Origin of the sequence: Sulfurovum sp. (genome assembly GCA_026990595.1) — a bacterium.
Taxonomy (GTDB): Bacteria; Campylobacterota; Campylobacteria; order Campylobacterales; family Sulfurovaceae; genus Sulfurovum.
In genome coordinates, this window is record JALXCZ010000005.1 from 1 (window position 1) to 16,144 (window position 16,144).

A 16,144-nucleotide genomic window follows, 5' to 3' on the forward strand; every position below is an offset into this window, starting at 1 on the left:
ACAGGCACATCTCCAGAAGCAAAGTCTGCATCATTTGTGATGATGCAGTCGCACTTCTCTTTTCTTGAAGTAAAAAGGTCTACTTAAATTCTTTAAAGTCAAAATAGACATTCTTGTACACCCTAAAGCCACTAACTAAAGCACGATACCCCTAAGTGCCTCTTGCTCTATCTCCCTGTTGAAATCACGATGAAGTACAATATCTATAGGTTTATGTAAAGCTCGTTTGAGCTTGGCAAGAGCCTCTATCTTTTGTTTAAAGGAGTTCTCTTTTGCAACAATAAAGAGATCTATATCTCCTCCCTTTTTGTTATGCTGAACACGACTGCCAAAAAGATAAATTGTAGCTTCACCAAAGATGTTGGCGATTGTTTCTTTAATTATTTCTACTTCTTGCTTTTTTAATCTCATTAAACTTCTTTTCCAATCTATTTGAAATCACAACAAGCTCACCACTTTTTTCTATAAAAAGGTTAATACTCTCAACCATTTCATCAATCTCTTCAGGGTATTCATGTGCGATTTTATTTCTTAGCTCTCTTAGTTCACTCCAACTATCAATGTCTACAATACCCTCTTTTTCTATCTCTCTTAAAATATCAAAAAAGCTCTTTTCAGCAGTTTCAAAACCACTAAAATCCAAGTATGTTCTAAATATTTTAACCCCAATTAGGTCTTGAAGTTTTGAGAATCTAAAGATAAGAGCATTGAGTGCAAATCTTTCTAGTTGATTTACAGATTCATACTCTTCTATAGGGATTTTAGGTTCTAGTACCTCCAACGATTCAGATATAAGTGCTATATGCTTTTGGGCTTCATCAAAATAATGTACCAGCCTTTTTTCATTTGTATTTTGTCTCATAATTTATTATAGCATGTTATATTATAATTTTTTAAAAAGCGTCCCACCCGTGTGTTCACCATCAACAAGAAAAGCCTTCACATCAGAAAGATCAAATCCGCTTGCCAGGAACATCTCTCTGTTATGTTTCATAAGAAAATCAGCTGATTGCAGTTTGGTAACAATGCCGCCTGTGGCAAATTCGTTGTTTGGGGTATGCTCTGCTTCTAGCTCATCTTGTGAGATTTCAGAGACTACAGCACGACGTTTTGCATCACTGTATCGGTTAGGATCTTTGTCATAAAAAGCATCTATATCAGAAAGGATGATAAGCATCTGCGCATCAAAATGGTGTGCCACATGGGCTGAGAGTCTGTCATTGTCTCCAAAGACAAGCTCTTCTACACTGACTGTATCATTTTCATTGATGATAGGTACAACACTGTTTTCCAAAAGTGTATCGATAGCTACTTTGGCATGTTTAATATGCCCACCAGAATCAAAAACATCAGCACTTAAAAGTACTTGCGAACAGAGCAATCCAAATTTGGCAAACTTCTCTTGATACATCTTTAGTAAAAGGGGTTGTCCTATAGCTGCAAGTGCTTGTTTATTGGCTACACTACTTCTATCTAAAGGCAAGAGTGTATGCCCTGCTGCAACTGCACCAGAACTTACCAATATCACTTCATACTTATGTGCTTTGAGTTCAGCAATAAGCTGTACCAATGCCAACATACGTGTACTGGCAATAGCACCCACTTCCGTAAGCACATGTGAGCCTACTTTTATCACTATACGTTTCATCTATTCTTCTTGTTCTGCTTTATTCTCTTCTTCAACCTGTCTAACAAAATCACCAATGGTATAACGTAAAGCCTCTGTATTAAGATGCGCCACAGAAGAAATAGGCAATACGAACAGTGGTTTCTCCTGTGGCAGTACCACACCGAAATCTGCTTTGAATCCGTAACTTGCGTAATTTACATCGGCTTTATACTTATTCAGAGCATTATTCGCTTCCAACCCAATGTCATTTAAGAATGTTTGAGTCAATGTATTGACCTCATCTTGTGAGAGTGAATCTATTTTTGTAATGGCTACTGCGTGTTTTCTTCTTGCCAAAGTCTGGGAGTAACGTTGCAACTCTACCAGAAGTGTTTCATACTGATACTTCATCTCTCTATAATTGGCAGCATCTATAAGAAGTAGAAGTGTTTTGGTTCTCTCAATATGCTTTAAAAATTCCAACCCTAATCCTCTTCCGTCACTGGCACCTTCAATAATACCGGGGATATCTGCCATCATAAAGGAGTCATACTCACCTATATGTACCACACCGAGTTTTGGTGTCAATGTTGTAAACTCATAGTTGGCAACCTGAGGTCTGGCATTGGAGAGTGTCGAAATGAGTGTTGATTTCCCAACATTCGGATAACCAACAAGTCCCACATCAGCAATGAGTTTCATCTCAAGTCTTATCTGCTTGGTGATCCCCGGAAGTCCCGGTTGTGCATAGGTAGGTCTTTGGTTACTTGAACTCTTAAAGTGCATATTGCCAAGTCCGCCTTTTCCACCTTCAAGAAAAAGAATTTCTTCACCCTCAGTTACCAGATCCAGTAATTCTTCCCCTGTTTCCATATCCACTACTTGTGTTCCCGGAGGTACAGTGATAATAGTATCCTGTCCTTTACGACCATAACACTTGCGTCCTTCTCCCGGACGTCCGTTCTCTGCTTTAATAACTCTTTTTCCACGAAGTGCTGAGAGGGTATCGGTATTGTTATCCACTTTAAAAAAAATTGATCCTCCGCGTCCACCATCTCCACCATCTGGACCTCCGTTTGCTACAAATTTTTCTGTCCAAAAAGAGATGGCGCCTGCACCTCCCTTACCTGAACTTATTGTAAGTTCTACACTATCTACGAACATATATTAAACCTTTAAATCTTATGAAAAAACCATCTTCTAAAACAATGATGGTAAATGAATTATGGAATTATATCTAAATTAGGGCAATTTTGATATAATTCCCCTAACTAAACTTTGGGAACTTGGATGTCTTACAAAAAAACAATAAAAACTATTTTGTCAATCAGTACTATTTCAATTTTTACAGCATGTTCATCTAATCAAGTACCGGTATCTAAAGGTGGATATTATTATAGTAATGTCTATTTTGGTACCAATTTCCCGGAAAACTATAAAAAAGGTATCCGTGACGGATGTACTACGGCTAAAGGAATCTATAAAAAATCACATTGGTTATTTAACAACAACAATGACTATAATAATGGTTGGTTCTTAGGTCGTAACAGATGTAAGCACCTGCTTGCTGTTAATGATGAATAAAATAATTAAATGAGTTTGTAAAGAGAAACGGATCCAAAAAATTTTTGGATCCAAAGAGAGGGTTCTATGCAGGTATTACTGAAACTTTCTTCTGACTGGCAGTTCTATTTTCAAATTTAACCACACCTTCAACTAATGCGAACAGGGTATGATCTTTACCCATTCCTACACCATTACCAGGGTGAACTTTAGTTCCTCTTTGTCTGATGATAATGTTACCAGGTATTACTGTTTCACCACCAAATTTTTTAACGCCTAAACGACGTCCAGCTGAGTCGCGGTTATTCTGAGTGGATCCTTGACCTTTCTTGTGTGCCATATTATGCTCCTATAATGTAATTTTTAAGCTTACGCTATTTTAGTAATTCTAACTCTGGTAAAGTCTCTTCTGAAACCTCTTTTAAGTTTTGAATCTTTTCTTCTTCTTTTTTTATAGATGATCACTTTTTTGTCTCTACCTTCATTGATCACCTCACCTTTAACCACTGCACCCTCTACGAAAGGAGTACCTACTGTTAATTCACCATTGTCCAATGCCAGAACTTCTTTGAATTCTACTGCACTTTTAGGCTCAAGACTCATATTGTCAAAACAGATAATATCACCCTCTTGAACTTTGAATTGTTGCCCACTTGCTTTAATGATTGCGTACATTGCAAACCCTTTATATCTATGTTTTTTAAAAAGTTCGTGATTATACCCAAAACTATTTTAATTTAATTTTAAACTGTAATACTATTTAAAGATTTAGCCTAAAAAGTGTAATCGGCCCCTGCAAGTGCAATACAATCTATCTCTACCAATGCATTTTTAGGCAATGTTCTTACTGCAATCGTACTGCGTGCCGGTTTATGTGTACCAAAATAATGTGAATACACATGATTAACTGTTTCAAAATCATTCATATCTGTCAAATAAATAGTTGTTTTGATCACATCATTAAAGTGTGCTCCGGCTGCTTCAAGTACATAAAAAAGATTTTTCATTACTTGGTGTGTTTGATGTTCTACACTTCTGGTCTCCATAGAACCGTCTGGCATTAAAGCGATCTGTCCTGAAGTATATACAAATCCATTTGCTTCTATGGCTTGTGAATAAGGTCCTATGGCTTTGGGTGCATCTTTTGTCTCAATAAATTTCATTGTTTATTTTCTCCTTTAGTTTCTTTCATAAAATATATAGGATGTTGAGTAATCTGAAAATTCAAAATAGACTTTCTTCTCTCCTGGGTCTTTCTTCCCGTTAAAATTAATATCATCTATCCCATATCCGTAACGGTAGGGTCTCTGTTTACTGTCATTCGTACCGTAAGCTGTAGAAAGTTTATCTATCTTGATAAATTTGTGTACCAGCTTATTTCCAGCATAGACATCCAGTACACCATTGGTTCCTGTCCAGTTCTGCAGTGAACGGCTAAGAGAGTTTTGCGTCTCCTGGGTACATCCTGCAAAAAGAAAAACAAACACTGTAAAAAGTAATATTTTCAGTTTCATATACTATCCTTTATTTTATTTTTATCATTGTAGCATATTAGACTTTTGGCATCCCGAATTTTTGGGTAATAAGTTCACCCTCATCATTAAAATAGAGATAATAGAGCTTATCTTTCATGACAGAAAGTCCTGCAAGATAACGCAGTGCAAAATTTGCCTGAAGAGAACCTATATGCATGACTATGGGTGCAGCGATACCTCCGGGTTTATGATCAGAGATGTTAAAGACTTGAAAGTTCGCTTCTTCAAAAAAACAGACCTGTCCGTTAAACTCTTCCACCGAGGCATAGATCCAAGGCGTTTTCATTTGTTTGGCATATCTGTCTATCTCTTCTCTTACCGGCAGGTTATCTGTTGCATCTAAAATGAGATCATAACGGTTCCCCATCTCTTTAAAATCTTCAAAATGCATATCAAAAGCGAGGGCTTTGACAAAAGGATTTTTTCGTTTTAGAAGTGAGCTCACTACCTTGGCTTTATTTTTCCCTTCATCTTCAAGCGTAAATGCGATCTGCCTATGTATGTTATGATTGGAAACCATATCAAAATCCACTATATGTATCTCACCTATGCCTGAAGTTCCCAGTGCCATTGCCAGAGTACAACCTAATCCACCTGCACCGATAATAGCTATTTTTTTATCCTGTAGACCTTGCTGTACATCCCGACCCCAAAGTTGGATCTGTCTATTAAAATAGGCTTCAGGCATCATAGTTCAATACCTCTCTGACCTTCAATTCTCTCTCAAATCCCCAAGATTTTCGGTGTTCTATAACTTCAGCTTTGTCTATAACTTCTACAAGCATAGACTCTTTATCTTCAAGCATCATCTCTACTTCACCTTCAGGTGAAACCAGCATCGTATCACCGTAAAATTTCCATTTGACTTCATTGTCACTATACTCACCCAAACGATTTGCCCGTAAAATGAAACATCCATGTAAGAAAGCCTTTGTTTTGACGATCTCCCGCCATCTGTTGTGTGAACCAAATGTAGAGGCAGTCGGTAACAGTACAAGGTCAACTTTTTTACGTGTCACTGCTTCCCAAAAAGGATCAAAATGCAGTTCAAACCCTGCCATGACCATGATCTTAAATCCGTTAAGATTAAATGTCATAGGATCTTTTAAAGGCTTTATTTCATTAGCAAAAAACTTTTTCTCATCCCAATGGGTATAAGGTAAAAGTATTTGCTGTTCATAATAGCGTCTGTTTTTCGGAGTGATCTTTACAATAGTCTTATGATAGCCATCTTTTTTAGTAATAATGATAGGTGCGATAAAAACAATATTATATTTAATAGAGAGCTCTTTAAGAAGTTCCAAATGTTTTTTCGTTTGTGCTTTAACCATGCTTGGTGCCATGGTAGCAAATTCCTTGAAGAAGTGGTTTAGCACATACTCTCCAAGAAGCATCACATCCGCCCCTCTCTCATGTGCTTTTTTCAGGTAGAACTCCAGTCGTGTTGCATTCATGCCCAAAGTCGGTAATTGAAGTGCAGCAACAACCAGTTTCTTAGACATAGTGTTACTCCTCTTCTTCTATGGTTTGATTGGCTTGTTCGATCACTGTGATCTTTGTCTTCGCTTCTTCTATGAGCTTTTGCGCCTCTTTAATATTCTTCAACCCTTCTTCATAAAGTTTTACGGACTCTTCCAATGTAATTTCCGGGTTCATCAATTTCTCTAAAAGTTCTTTAGAGTGTGCCAATTTTTCTTCAAACGTACTGTGTTTCATTGTAATACCTCTTTTATATTCTCTTCAAATTTATCCAGCTCAACTAAAAAAGCATCATGCCCGTAATCACTCTGAACTTCCAAATAGGTATAGGGCTGTTCATTGCGATTTAACATATTCGCAATATGTTCCATTTCAGAAGGGAAAAAGAGATAATCCGATGAAAATGTGACCATATGTATTTTGGCTTTGATCCTTGAAATAGCATCATGCAAAGAGTCATACCCGCGACTTAAATTGAATGTATTAATCGCCTTGACGATATAGAGATAAGAGAGCGGGTCAAAAATACGTGAAAAATTATTCGTATTATACTCCATATAACGCTCTACCTCATACCGTCCAAAGAGTTCAAAAAGACCATCATTGTTTACATAATTTCTACCAAATTTCTCATCCATAGACTCCGGTGCCAGGTAGGAGATATGTCCGGCAATACGACCTATGGCCAAACCGTCAAGTCCTTCTTCTTTAAAAGCATCTTTTGCATAGTTCCCATGTTCAAAACGCGGGTCTCTACGTATGGCCTCTACCGCTACTTTATTAAAAGCTATGGTCCAAGGTCTGGTCGCATAGGTGGCGGCAAGTGAGATAACATCATCTGCAAGATTCGGGTAATCCACAGCAAACTGAAGTGCTTGCATCCCCCCCATTGAACCACCAACAATAGCTCTAAGATGAAAGATCCCCAAAGAGGAAAGCAACTGCATTTGTGCCCGTACCATATCTTTGACCGTTACGACAGGAAATCCGAGTCTATAAGGCTCAACACTGGGGTAGTTTTCACTCATAGGTCCGGTACTGCCAAAACATGAGCCTACAACATTTGTACATATAACAAAATATTTTGTCGTATCTATCGCTCTACCATCACCGATGAGTCCATCCCACCAACCCGGTTTTCTGTCACCCTCATACGTACCGGCAGCATGATGCGAACCCGACAGCGCATGACAGATCAAGACAACATTGGATCGGTCATCATTGAGTTCACCATACGTTTCATAGGCTATCTCATATGGTTCTAAAATACGCCCACTTTCCAGATATAAAGGGGAACTGAAATGTGCTGTTTTGGTTTCGATTTTCATAGACTGCTTTTATGCTTAAATTTAATTGATAATATTTTATCGTATTTGTGCTTGTATTATGTAGGTCGGGGTGTCCTCACCCCGACGGTTTAAATTCAATTCCAATAAAAAAGCTTTTTTTTTGTGCAAATTTATGTCGGGGTGAGGGCACCCCGACCTGCGTTTTACCCCAAAGCTTTCTTCAAATCTTCAATCAAATCTTGCGTATCTTCCAACCCAACACTCAGTCTCACAAGCCCACCAGGGATACCTGCTTCTATAAGTTCCCTATCTGAAAGTTGTTGATGTGTCGTACTTGCGGGGTGCGTGATGATAGACTTGCTGTCACCGATGTTTACAACTACTGAGAAAATCTCCGTAGCATCTGCCATCGCTTGTGCTTCTTCTTTGCTCTCTACTTCAAAAGAAAGCAAACCACTAGCCATACCCTCTTTAAAATACTTCTGTGCCAAAGCATGTTGCTTACTTGACTTCAACCCTGGGTAATTTACTTTTTTCACCTTGGGATGTGTCTCTAAAAACTCTGCTATGGCAAGTGCAGAGCTTGAATGCTGTTTCATACGAAGTGGCAGAGTTTCAAGCCCTTGTATATGCAACCAAGAGTTAAATGGACTAGGCGCTCCTCCAAGGTCACGAAGCAATGCCAAACGTACTCTAAGAGTAAAAAGTGGCAATGGCAAGTCACTATAGACAAGCCCATGGTAGCTCTCATCAGGTGTATTAAAATGCTCATAGCGAGGATTACCCTTGATTTTCTCTACCAAGTTCTCACGCTCTACAATAATACCCCCAAGCGCAAGCCCCTGCCCTGTAGTGTATTTACTCGTACTATGCACAGTCAAATCCACACCATGTGCCAAAGGTTTACACAGCACTGGTGTCCCCACAGTATTATCTACACAAGTGATAATATTATGTTTTTGGGCTATTTCCACAATCGCATCTATATCTGCCACATCAATACTTGGGTTGGTAATGCTCTCAAAGATGATGATTTTCGTTTTATCATCCACCAAAGCCTCTATCTCACTGGGATTACGTACATCAAAGTAACGTGTCTCTATACCAAAACGTTTGATAGTATGCCCTGTAAGTGTAGTCGTCCCACCATACACCTGCTTTGCCACGATGATGTTATCTCCAGCCTCAGCCACATTGGCAATAGCATAAAAAATAGCCGCCATTCCAGAAGCAGTCCCTATGGCAGCCACTCCACCCTCAAGCGCAGCAAAACGCTTCTCAAACACATCTGTCGTTGGGTTCATAAGACGCGTATAGATATTCCCAAGCTCTTTAAGTGCAAAGAGATTTGCCGCATGTTCAGTATCTCTAAACTCATACGCAGTTGTCTGATAAATAGGAACCGCCATAGTTCCCATAGCATCTTTTTCATATCCTGCGTGTATTGCTAGTGTTTGTTCGTGCATTATTTTCCCTTATATGCTTATATTTTTTATTATATCTACATTCTCTTATGATGCGTGATACAACTCCACTTCATCTTCTATCTTCTTAGACAAAGTATCACGCGCCATCTCCAAATCATATCTATTTTGTAAATTCATCCAAAACTCTGCTGAGTTTCCAAAAAACTGGGCAAGTCTCAATGCGGTATCGGCAGTAATAGCACGTTTTTTATTGACAATCTCGTTAATGCGTCTAGGTGTCACATGCAGTGCCTTAGCCAAAGCATTTTGACTCAGACTAAAAGGCTGCATAAACTCTTCTAGGAGGATTTCTCCTGCGTGTATGGGTGTTATTTTATTCATTTTAGCTCCTTAATGATAATCAACTATCTCAACATCAAATGCAAAACCATTTTCCCACCTAAAGCAGATACGATACTGTTTGTTAATACGAATACTGTATTGCCCCACTCTATTGCCTGAAAGTTTTTCAAGTCTGTTTGCAGGTGGTATTTTCAAATCTTCCACATCTATAGAAGCTTCTATCATCAGTAGCTTCTTATAGGCTGTTCTTTGTATCTCTTGAGGTAATTTTTTAGAGAACGTTCGTTTATATATTTTATGCGTCTCTTTACACTTAAATGTCTTTATCATAAAGTAGTATAGCACATATGTCGTTATATGTAAAGTTTTATCTGCTATGCAATTCTCGTTACGTCTTTCTGAGGCTATTGTATGTTGTAATTTAATATGTTTTTTCGTTCCCATGCTTTGCGTGGGAATGCCTATGAAAATGTAACTGAATAATATAAGTTTTATTGTTATGCTGAATTGAAGTATATATTACCACGTGCACGTGGTAACTAGAAAGTTATTTTTGTGATTTTGGTTAAAGTATGCATTCCCACGTACAACGTGGGAATGAGAAAAAGCAAAATTATTCTAAAAATTTGGGAGGTGTAATACCAAGTTTTTTAAGTTTTTTTGACTCTCTTTCGAAGACATCTTTACTTACCCAAGTACCTGTATAAATATTAATACCATCTTTATTTATAATTGATAAACTTAAGAGTTTTTTCCCTCTATTTAATGTTTCTTTAATATGTATCTTTTTAAATTCATCTTTTGATCTTGCACTAGTACATCGCCAATGAAAACGTGGTTCATAAGGAATATCTATTATCCTTCTATTTCCAAGTGTATCCATTTCTATATATGCTGGATAAGATTTATGTCTTTTATAAAATGCACTTTTATTTTTAAATCTTGATTGATATTCTTTGCTAGATAACCATCTCGTAAATTTATTTTCTCTTTCTATGGAATGAATTGTATCAATAGTTGAAGCTTCCACAAAAGTTGATAAATTTTGGTTTTTTTCAGTAGAACATTTAGTAAAAGAGAAAAGTACTAATATTATTCCAATTAACGCTATTATCTTAATGTTCATTATATTCTCTCTTTTACTTGCTTATTTATTACCCGTGATAATTCGGAGATTCCTTAGTAATCGTCACATCATGCACATGACTCTCTTTAAGCCCAGCAGAGGTAATTTCAACAAATTCTGCTTTTTCCCAAAACATTTTAATACTCTCTGAACCACAGTAACCCATAGATGAACGAAGTCCACCTATCATTTGGTGTACGACATCTGCTATTTTACCACGGTAAGGTACACGACCTTCTATCCCCTCAGGGACTAGTTTATCTGCTGCTGTTCCTTCTTGGAAGTAACGGTCTGTACTTCCTTTGGTCATCGCACCGATACTTCCCATACCTCTGTACTCTTTGAACTGACGTCCGTTAAAGAGTATCATCTCCCCTGGTGCTTCGTAGGTTCCTGCAAGTGCGCTCCCAAGCATTACACAGCTTCCACCCACTGCTAATGCTTTTGCCACATCACCAGAGTATTTGATACCACCATCGGCTATCACAGGTACGCCTGCTTTATTGGCTACTTGTGCCACTTCATCAATGGCAGAGATTTGCGGTACACCTACACCTGCTACGATACGTGTCGTACAGATAGACCCAGGCCCGATACCCACTTTCACACCATCTGCACCTGCTTCTATGAGGTCAAGTGCCGCAGCTGCCGTAGCAATGTTCCCTGCTATCACATCTACATCAAGCTCTTTTTTGATAAGTTTTACCGTATCTAAAATACCTTGAGAGTGACCGTGAGCAGAGTCAAGAACAATCACGTCAACACCCGCTTCTACCAATGCTTTAGCACGGTCAAGTTGCCCTACGCCAATGGCTGCAGCCACTCTTAGACGTCCATGCTCATCTTTGTTTGCATTAGGATGTTTCTCTTTTTTCTCGATGTCTTTAATGGTAATCAGACCCATAAGTGTATCATTATCATCTACGATAGGAAGTTTTTCTATCTTGTGTTTTTGCATCTCTTTGGCAGCTTCTTCAAGCGTTGTGCCTTCTTTACCGGTCACTAATGGTGCAGCGGTCATCACTTCATGAACTTTCAAAGACATATCATTTATGAAACGCATATCACGGTTTGTAATGATACCAATAAGTTTTTTGTTTGCATCTACTACAGGTACACCTGAGATGTGGTATTCAGCCATCATCGCATCTGCTTCACCCACAGTCGCATCCGAACCGATGAAAATCGGATCGATGATGATCCCTGAAGTAGACTTTTTCACTTTTATGACTTGGAACGCCTGTGTTTCAATATCCATATTTTTATGTATCACACCGATCCCCCCAAGTCTTGCCATGGCGATCGCTGCTTTAAATTCAGTGACCGTATCCATCGCAGCAGAGACAATAGGAATATTGAGAGAAACATTTCTTGTCAGTTGACTTTTTACACTTACCTCTTTTGGAAGGACTGTGGAGTGTTGCGGTACAAGTAGTACATCTTCAAATGTGAGTGCTCTTTTTTTAATGTTCATAGGGTGATCCTTCTTAAATTATTTCGTGTAATTGACTGCTTTTTCCATACTCGCAGCACCGTTAAAGAGTGTTTTTTCATCAAACGCTTTGGCAATGAGCTGTAGTCCTACAGGCATTCCCTCATCATTTTTAGCTACCGGTACAGAAATACCAGGAAGTCCCGCAAGGTTCACACCAAGTGTATACATATCTGACTTGTACATTTCAAGCGGGTCTTTATTCGCACCTATCTTTGGAGCAACCGACGGTGCCACAGGAGAGAGAATGAGATCTGCCTCTTCAAAAATAGTATTGAATTCATCACGTATGAGGTGTCTTACCTTTTGTGCTTTGACATAATAGGCATCATAATAGCCACTTGAGAGCACAAAGTTCCCAAGCAAGATACGTCTTTTTACCTCTGTTCCAAACCCTTCACTTCTCGTGTGAAAGAAAAGCTCTTCTGTTGTCTTGGACTCTGCTCTTGCTCCGTAACGTACACCGTCGTAGCGTGCTAGGTTAGTAGCCGCTTCTGCCGTAGCCAGGATGTAATAGGTAGCAATATCATACTTGGTATTACTCATCTCTTTACGAATGATGGTATGTCCTGCAGCTTCCAGTTTGTCCACTGTCTCTTTAAATGCTTTTTGCACATCTGCATCTGCAGCCTCTACATACGAGTCTATGACTGCGATCGTCAGTTTCACATCTGGGTTCAAGTTATTCGCAATATCTTCTATCTCAAAGTCCGCTGATGTTGAGTCTTTCTCATCATGCCCTTTGATGGCATCATAGAGTATTGCCGCATCTTCTACATTCTGGGCGATAGGTCCTATCTGATCTAGGCTGGATGCATATGCTGCTAGACCAAAACGAGATACACGTCCATAAGTAGGTTTCATCCCTACCACACCACAGTACGCAGCAGGCTGTCTGATAGATCCACCCGTATCTGATCCAAGTGCAGCAATAGCAATGCCACCTGCCACAGCTGCAGCAGATCCACCCGAAGAGCCGCCTGGTACTCTGTTGTCACCATGTGGATTTACAGTTGCCCCATAAAAAGAACTCTCTGTAGTACTTCCCATAGCAAACTCATCCATATTCGCACGACCAAATGCCATCATCCCCTTAGACTTAAGGTTCGTAATAACTGTCGCCTCGTACGGAGCAATGTAGCCTTGAAGGATTTTAGATCCACCTGTAACTGACCAGCCCTTGACCTGAATATTGTCTTTTATGAGAATAGGCACACCAGCACCAGAACGTTCAAACCCGATATAGGCATTAAGCCCAGAAGCTTTTGCTTTTTCTTCAAGCTCGGAACAAAGGGCTACCATCTCTTCGTTAGATTTTGTTAATGCTTCTTTTAAAGTAATCAATTATTATCCTTAGTCTTTTGTTTCTTCTTATAATACGCTACAACCGCCAACCCAACACCGACCAATCCAAATATAAAAACAATCGAACCAACAATCACTTCCATACCTATGGGTTGTGTCATATCAAACATTATGCACCTACTACTTTGGCACAACGCTCACAGGCACGATTTTCAGCACTTGAAGTAAATCTCCAACATCTAGGACATTTCGCACACGTTGCTTTGTGTACAGTAAATGTTTTGCCTTCCAGCTCAAAGCTTGCAATTTGCTCACCTTCAGAACTTGTTTTTATAGCAGAGACCACAAACCAATCTTCCAAATCTTTTGCATCTTCTATAGGTAAGATACTTGCATCTCCGGCTATTTCAAGCTCAAGTGTTGCTTTAATGACTTTCTCTTTTTTGAGTGAATCTATGGCTTCAGAGAATTTTTCACGTGCTTCCATAAGCAATGTATCATCAAAACTTGCCTCTACTTGAGGAATTTCTGTATATACCAAATCAAAAACGTTCTCCATGCCTTCTTTAAAGCGTGTCGGAGCATATTCGAGTATCTCATCTACTGTGTAGGTAAGTACAGGTGCTACAAGACCAAGCATCGCTTTACTTATGTGTGCCATGGCTGACTGTGTCGCACGTCTTGTTTGTGAATCTTTGGCTTCGCAGTAGAGTCTGTCTTTGGTAATATCCATATAGATACCGCTTAGTTCATTGGTGATGAAGTGATTCAATGTAGCAAAACCTCTAAGGAAATCATAAGCATCAAAACTTGCTTTCACTGAAACAAACACATCACGTGCTTTAACAAGTATCCATCTGTCCAGCTCGCCATACTCATTTGGCTCAACATAAGTCTCCAGGTCATTCACATTGGCAAGTAAAAATCTAAACGTATTACGTATCTTTCTATACTGCTCAGCTGTCTGCTTTAAAATGCCATCTGAGATCTTCAAGTCTGTCTGATAATCACTCAATGCTACCCATAAACGTAAGATCTCAGAACCGTACTGTTTAATGACCTTGTCCGGAGCAACGACGTTACCCTTGGACTTAGACATTTTCTCACCCTTCTCATCTACGGTGAACCCGTGAGTGATAAGTGTTTTGTATGGTGAAATCTGATTAATTGCCGAACTTAACAAGAGGGAAGACTGGAACCAGCCTCTATGCTGGTCACTTCCTTCTATATACAACGATGCCGGGTATTCACCTGCATCATAGTTTCCGCTGCTCAGTACAGAGTTCCATGTCGAACCGGAGTCAAACCACACATCCAAGATATCGGAGATCTTTTCAAGATCATCAGGATTGTATTTGCTCCCTTCCGGTAGAAGTTCTGCATTGCTCATAGCATACCATGCATCTGCACCATGCACATCGAAAAGTGCTGCAATATGCTCTAATACATCTGCATCAAAGATGACTTCTTTGGTACTCTTGATTCTAAAGAATGCTATCGGCACACCCCATGAACGCTGACGAGAGATACACCAGTCAGGTCTGCCCTCTATCATCGGCTTAAGTCTGTTTTTGGAGCTTGCCGGATAGAAATCAACATCTTCTATGGCATGAAGTGCAGACTCTCTTAATGTATCACTTGCACCTTGGGGTGTATCATCTATAGAAATAAACCACTGGTTTGTTGCTCTGTAGATAAGCGGCTTTTTTGTTCTCCAACAGTGTGGGTAGGAATGTACAAATTTGCTTACTTTGAGAAGGTTATCACCAAGTATTTCCAATATAGGTTCGTTGGCTTTGAAAATATGCATTCCTACAAAGTTTTCAGGATTAGGTAAGAGATTAAGCCCTACGACTGACTCATCATAACAGCCTCTCTCATCGACAGGCATGATAACATCAAGACCGTATTTAAGTCCTACTTTATAGTCATCTTCACCATGTCCCGGAGCAGTATGTACACATCCTGTACCGCCGTCCATAAGGACATGCTCTCCCAGTACTACTGTAGAAGTACGGCCGTTTACCGGGTTTATCGCCAAAAGACCTTCCAACTCAGTAGCAGCGATCTTTCTGCTTGCATGTCCACTTACAACACCCTCTTCTATCATAGCATCATACCGTGCTTCAGCTACTATCTGACCATCTGCTGTCACCACATACATCTCATCAGGGTTAAGAGAGATACCCGTGTTAGCGGGAAGTGTCCAGGGCGTCGTTGTCCAGATGACAAGCCCTGCTTTACCTTCTAAACCTAGCGTCTCTTTGGCAGCATCACTCAATTCAAAGTGTACATAAATAGAGTAATCCTCTTTATCTTCATATTCTACCTCTGCATCCGCCAGCGCTGTACGTGCTGCCCATGACCAGAAGATAGGTTTATGCCGCTCTACGAGTAGCCCCTTTTGTGCAACTTCACAAAGTGTACGGTAAATGTTTGCTTCAAATTTAAAGTCCATCGTAACATATGGATTTTCCCAGTCCGCTATTACACCAAGCGTTTTAAATTCAGTTCTTTGTATGTCTACGAATTTCTCAGCATGTGCACGACAAAGCTCTCTGAACTTCTCTGTAGGCATTGCCTCTTTTTTACTTTTGCCAAGTTTCTCTTCGACTTTTTGCTCTATCGGTAATCCGTGACAGTCCCAACCTGGCGTCATACGTACAGCTTTACCTTGAAAATAGTTGTATTTCAAGATAATATCTTTAAGTATCTTATTGAGTGCATGACCAATATGGATGTCACCGTTGGCATACGGAGGTCCATCATGTAAAGTAAACATCTCTGCATCTGCGCGTTTAGCTTTCATCTGTTCATACATATCTGCATCAAACCATGCTTGATACTTTTTAGGTTCATTCGTTGGAAGATTTCCGCGCATCGGAAAGTCAGTTTTGGGAAGGAGGAGGGTTTCTTTGTAATCCATAGTCGATAATACCTTAGTCTTATATTATCGGGAGATTATATCCAAAAGATG

The 16,144-nt window shown here is 39.4% G+C and carries 21 protein-coding genes; 1 reads left to right on the top strand and 20 read right to left on the bottom strand.

All coding sequences use genetic code 11. The features are described from left to right. Nucleotides 1-135: 135 nt before the first annotated feature. From MVE01_RS01435 to obgE, 4 genes are read right to left on the bottom strand one after another with little or no spacing between them, the layout of a single operon-like run. Entirely contained in the window at nucleotides 136-411 is a 276-nt protein-coding gene (locus tag MVE01_RS01435; protein ID WP_472560383.1) for a nucleotidyltransferase domain-containing protein, read from the bottom strand. Then, nucleotides 377-862, bottom strand: a complete 486-nt coding sequence (locus MVE01_RS01440; RefSeq protein WP_472560384.1) for a hypothetical protein — start codon at nucleotides 860-862, stop codon at nucleotides 377-379. Before MVE01_RS01440 ends, MVE01_RS01435 begins: the two co-directional genes overlap by 35 nt. Nucleotides 863-883: 21 nt before the next feature. Next, complete coding sequence (proB, locus tag MVE01_RS01445; protein WP_472560385.1) at nucleotides 884-1,648, bottom strand: glutamate 5-kinase; 765 nt, start codon at nucleotides 1,646-1,648, stop codon at nucleotides 884-886. Then, nucleotides 1,649-2,773, bottom strand: coding sequence for a GTPase ObgE (obgE, locus tag MVE01_RS01450; RefSeq protein WP_472560386.1), 1,125 nt, complete (start codon nucleotides 2,771-2,773; stop codon nucleotides 1,649-1,651). Nucleotides 2,774-2,899: 126 nt separating this feature from the next. Here obgE and MVE01_RS01455 point away from each other — a divergent pair, with 126 nt between their 5' ends. Further along, nucleotides 2,900-3,193 (top strand): hypothetical protein, encoded by a 294-nt coding sequence (locus MVE01_RS01455; protein WP_472560387.1) that lies wholly within the window; start codon nucleotides 2,900-2,902, stop codon nucleotides 3,191-3,193. Between the two features lie 64 nt (nucleotides 3,194-3,257). On the opposite strand, the gene rpmA is transcribed toward MVE01_RS01455, so the two are convergent. The 16 genes from rpmA to ileS form a co-directional block, all read right to left on the bottom strand. Continuing rightward, nucleotides 3,258-3,512, bottom strand: a complete 255-nt coding sequence (gene rpmA, locus MVE01_RS01460) for a 50S ribosomal protein L27 (RefSeq protein WP_472560388.1) — start codon at nucleotides 3,510-3,512, stop codon at nucleotides 3,258-3,260. Nucleotides 3,513-3,541: 29 nt separating this feature from the next. Continuing rightward, nucleotides 3,542-3,847, bottom strand: a complete 306-nt coding sequence (rplU, locus tag MVE01_RS01465; RefSeq protein ID WP_464829868.1) for a 50S ribosomal protein L21 — start codon at nucleotides 3,845-3,847, stop codon at nucleotides 3,542-3,544. 98 nt (nucleotides 3,848-3,945) lie between these two features. Beyond that, nucleotides 3,946-4,335, bottom strand: a complete 390-nt coding sequence (locus MVE01_RS01470) for a RidA family protein (RefSeq protein ID WP_472560389.1) — start codon at nucleotides 4,333-4,335, stop codon at nucleotides 3,946-3,948. Nucleotides 4,336-4,350: 15 nt separating this feature from the next. After that, nucleotides 4,351-4,686 carry a hypothetical protein gene (locus tag MVE01_RS01475; RefSeq protein WP_472560390.1) on the bottom strand — a complete coding sequence of 112 codons (336 nt, stop codon included), beginning with the start codon at nucleotides 4,684-4,686 and terminating at the stop codon, nucleotides 4,351-4,353. Nucleotides 4,687-4,723: 37 nt separating this feature from the next. Continuing rightward, nucleotides 4,724-5,398, bottom strand: a complete 675-nt coding sequence (locus MVE01_RS01480; protein WP_472560391.1) for a HesA/MoeB/ThiF family protein — start codon at nucleotides 5,396-5,398, stop codon at nucleotides 4,724-4,726. Beyond that, nucleotides 5,388-6,209 carry a carbon-nitrogen hydrolase family protein gene (locus MVE01_RS01485; protein ID WP_472560392.1) on the bottom strand — a complete coding sequence of 274 codons (822 nt, stop codon included), beginning with the start codon at nucleotides 6,207-6,209 and terminating at the stop codon, nucleotides 5,388-5,390. Before MVE01_RS01485 ends, MVE01_RS01480 begins: the two co-directional genes overlap by 11 nt. 4 nt (nucleotides 6,210-6,213) lie before the next feature. Beyond that, complete coding sequence (gene xseB / locus MVE01_RS01490) at nucleotides 6,214-6,423, bottom strand: exodeoxyribonuclease VII small subunit (protein ID WP_472560393.1); 210 nt, start codon at nucleotides 6,421-6,423, stop codon at nucleotides 6,214-6,216. Next, on the bottom strand, nucleotides 6,420-7,514 hold the full coding sequence (metX, locus tag MVE01_RS01495) for a homoserine O-acetyltransferase MetX (RefSeq protein WP_472560394.1): 1,095 nt from the start codon (nucleotides 7,512-7,514) through the stop codon (nucleotides 6,420-6,422). The genes xseB and metX overlap by 4 nt, the downstream gene beginning before the upstream one ends. A gap of 164 nt (nucleotides 7,515-7,678) precedes the next feature. Then, entirely contained in the window at nucleotides 7,679-8,941 is a 1,263-nt protein-coding gene (locus MVE01_RS01500) for an O-acetylhomoserine aminocarboxypropyltransferase/cysteine synthase family protein (RefSeq protein WP_472560395.1), read from the bottom strand. 45 nt (nucleotides 8,942-8,986) lie between these two features. Beyond that, nucleotides 8,987-9,283, bottom strand: a complete 297-nt coding sequence (locus MVE01_RS01505) for a HigA family addiction module antitoxin (protein ID WP_472560396.1) — start codon at nucleotides 9,281-9,283, stop codon at nucleotides 8,987-8,989. Nucleotides 9,284-9,292: 9 nt separating this feature from the next. Continuing rightward, nucleotides 9,293-9,574, bottom strand: a complete 282-nt coding sequence (locus MVE01_RS01510) for a type II toxin-antitoxin system RelE/ParE family toxin (RefSeq protein ID WP_472560397.1) — start codon at nucleotides 9,572-9,574, stop codon at nucleotides 9,293-9,295. Between the two features lie 283 nt (nucleotides 9,575-9,857). Then, the gene (locus MVE01_RS01515; protein ID WP_472560398.1) at nucleotides 9,858-10,370 is read right to left on the bottom strand and encodes a hypothetical protein; all 513 of its coding nucleotides are present in this window, start codon (nucleotides 10,368-10,370) and stop codon (nucleotides 9,858-9,860) included. A 28-nt stretch (nucleotides 10,371-10,398) separates the two neighbouring features. Continuing rightward, nucleotides 10,399-11,844 carry an IMP dehydrogenase gene (gene guaB / locus MVE01_RS01520; RefSeq protein ID WP_472560399.1) on the bottom strand — a complete coding sequence of 482 codons (1,446 nt, stop codon included), beginning with the start codon at nucleotides 11,842-11,844 and terminating at the stop codon, nucleotides 10,399-10,401. A gap of 18 nt (nucleotides 11,845-11,862) precedes the next feature. Continuing rightward, entirely contained in the window at nucleotides 11,863-13,206 is a 1,344-nt protein-coding gene (gene gatA / locus MVE01_RS01525) for an Asp-tRNA(Asn)/Glu-tRNA(Gln) amidotransferase subunit GatA (protein ID WP_472560400.1), read from the bottom strand. Beyond that, nucleotides 13,203-13,337, bottom strand: a complete 135-nt coding sequence (locus tag MVE01_RS01530; protein WP_472560401.1) for a hypothetical protein — start codon at nucleotides 13,335-13,337, stop codon at nucleotides 13,203-13,205. Before MVE01_RS01530 ends, gatA begins: the two co-directional genes overlap by 4 nt. Then, nucleotides 13,337-16,093 carry an isoleucine--tRNA ligase gene (gene ileS / locus MVE01_RS01535; protein WP_472560402.1) on the bottom strand — a complete coding sequence of 919 codons (2,757 nt, stop codon included), beginning with the start codon at nucleotides 16,091-16,093 and terminating at the stop codon, nucleotides 13,337-13,339. Before ileS ends, MVE01_RS01530 begins: the two co-directional genes overlap by 1 nt. Nucleotides 16,094-16,144 lie beyond the last annotated feature (51 nt).